Origin of the sequence: Herbaspirillum sp. CF444, assembly GCF_000282135.1 — a bacterium.
Classification (GTDB): domain Bacteria; phylum Pseudomonadota; class Gammaproteobacteria; order Burkholderiales; family Burkholderiaceae_D; genus Herbaspirillum.
The window spans coordinates 1-1,557 of the sequence record NZ_AKJW01000042.1; the positions used below are offsets into that span (position 1 = coordinate 1).

General features: G+C 58.6%; 1 protein-coding gene. It reads right to left on the minus strand.

The genetic code is table 11. From position 1 onward, the window contains the following. Positions 1 to 203: 203 nt before the first annotated feature. Positions 204 to 1,397 (minus strand): porin, encoded by a 1,194-nt coding sequence (locus PMI16_RS09260; protein ID WP_007878802.1) that lies wholly within the window; start codon positions 1,395 to 1,397, stop codon positions 204 to 206. Between the last annotated feature and the right edge of the window lie 160 nt (positions 1,398 to 1,557).

The window sequence follows — 1,557 nt, forward strand, 5'->3', positions numbered from 1 at the left end:
CCGCACCATCAGCGCGACATTGGCGGGCGTTGATCTACTGGAGAAGCCTCATGTTTCCGGACGCGCATGGCGCATGCGGACAGGGCGATAGCGAATCGGCTCTCTTCACTGTCGCGCACAAGAAATAAAAAGGGCGCTGCATGAATTCATGCGGCGCCCTTTTTTACGTCCTTGCTACTGTCGCAGGAATGACGACCGGTGCATCAGAACTTGTGGCGGATACCCACAGCCACGGAGCCCTGGTTGCCATCGACGCCGGTGCTGTCGGACACGCCGGTGTTGACCATGTCGGTGGCCTTGGTGTACGCCAGGAAGGCATACAGGTCGGTGCGCTTGGACAGCCAGTAGTCGGTGCCCAGGCTGAACTGGGTCAGCTTGCCCTTGCCCGAGACGCCATCAAATTGCGCATTGGTGCGGTCCACTGCGCCCAACAGCTTCAGCGACGGGCTCAGGGAATAGGCAGTACCGAGTTCGAACACGTCGGCCTGCTTCGCACGCGCCAGAGTACGGTTGGTCAAGGTGGACAGCGAACCGACACTGATGGAAGTCAGGTTGGCCTGCGTGTTCAGGTCTTGCTTGACGCGCGACCAGTTGCCGTACACGCGGGCCGGACCGAACTGGTACGACGCCACCAGGTTGAATCCCTTGAATGCCGTTTTTCCTGCATTGGCAGCCAGGGTATTGACGGAGGCGGTGGAGCTCGAGGACGGGATCAGGCTGGTGTCAGCCGAGTAGGTCGACGTGCCGTTGGCCTTGGACTGGTAGTAGTTCATGCCCAGGCCCAGGGGACCGTTGTCGTACTTCAGGCCGGCGCCGAAGGCTTGTCCGGCGGAAGTTTGACCGGCAGTTTCGCCGAAACCGTAGATCAGGTTGCCGGTGAAGCCGCCCAGGTTGCTGGTGGTGTAGCTGATCGAATTGTTGGTGCGGGTGCCTTCCAGGCGATCCAGGTTGTGGCCCACGTTGCCGGTCCAGCCGCCGAAGTCGTTGACGGAGGTGTAAGCGGAAATGGTGTCGGCGTAGTCGGTTTGACGGCCGAGCAGGACGCTACCGAAACCGCCGGCCAGACCGACGACCGACTTGCGGCGGAACAGGTTCGACGACGTCGATGCGTCGGAGCCTTGCAGGGCGCCGGTGTCGTTGGAGAAACCGGTTTCCAGTTGGAACACGGCGGACAGGCCGCCGCCCAGGTCTTCAACGCCCTTGAAGCCGATGCGCGAACCTTGCACGATGCCCGAATTCAGGCCGAACTTGCTGCCCGTGGTGCCGGTGCCGGTGGACACCTTGCTTTGATAGACGACGCCGGTATCAACGATACCGTAGATGGTCACGGAACTTTGTGCTTGAGCGGCGCCTGCGAATGCGCCCAGAACGGCGAGTGCCAGCAGAGATTTTTGCATTTGACATCCTTCTATAAAAATAGTCTTGAGGATCCGTACTTTCAGTCGGATGCCCAGACATTAAAGCTTCTGTTTCCGCGTGACTTCAGCTTTGTTTATAGAAGTGCTTTTTTAGATGGGATCAAAAAAATGAAATGGCATCTGTTGTATTTTTTTATCT

Coding starts and splice junctions, on each gene's coding strand:
- PMI16_RS09260 (WP_007878802.1), bottom strand. CDS start 1,397: ATGCAAAAATCTCTGCTGGCACTCGCCGTTCTGGGCGCATTCGCAGGC.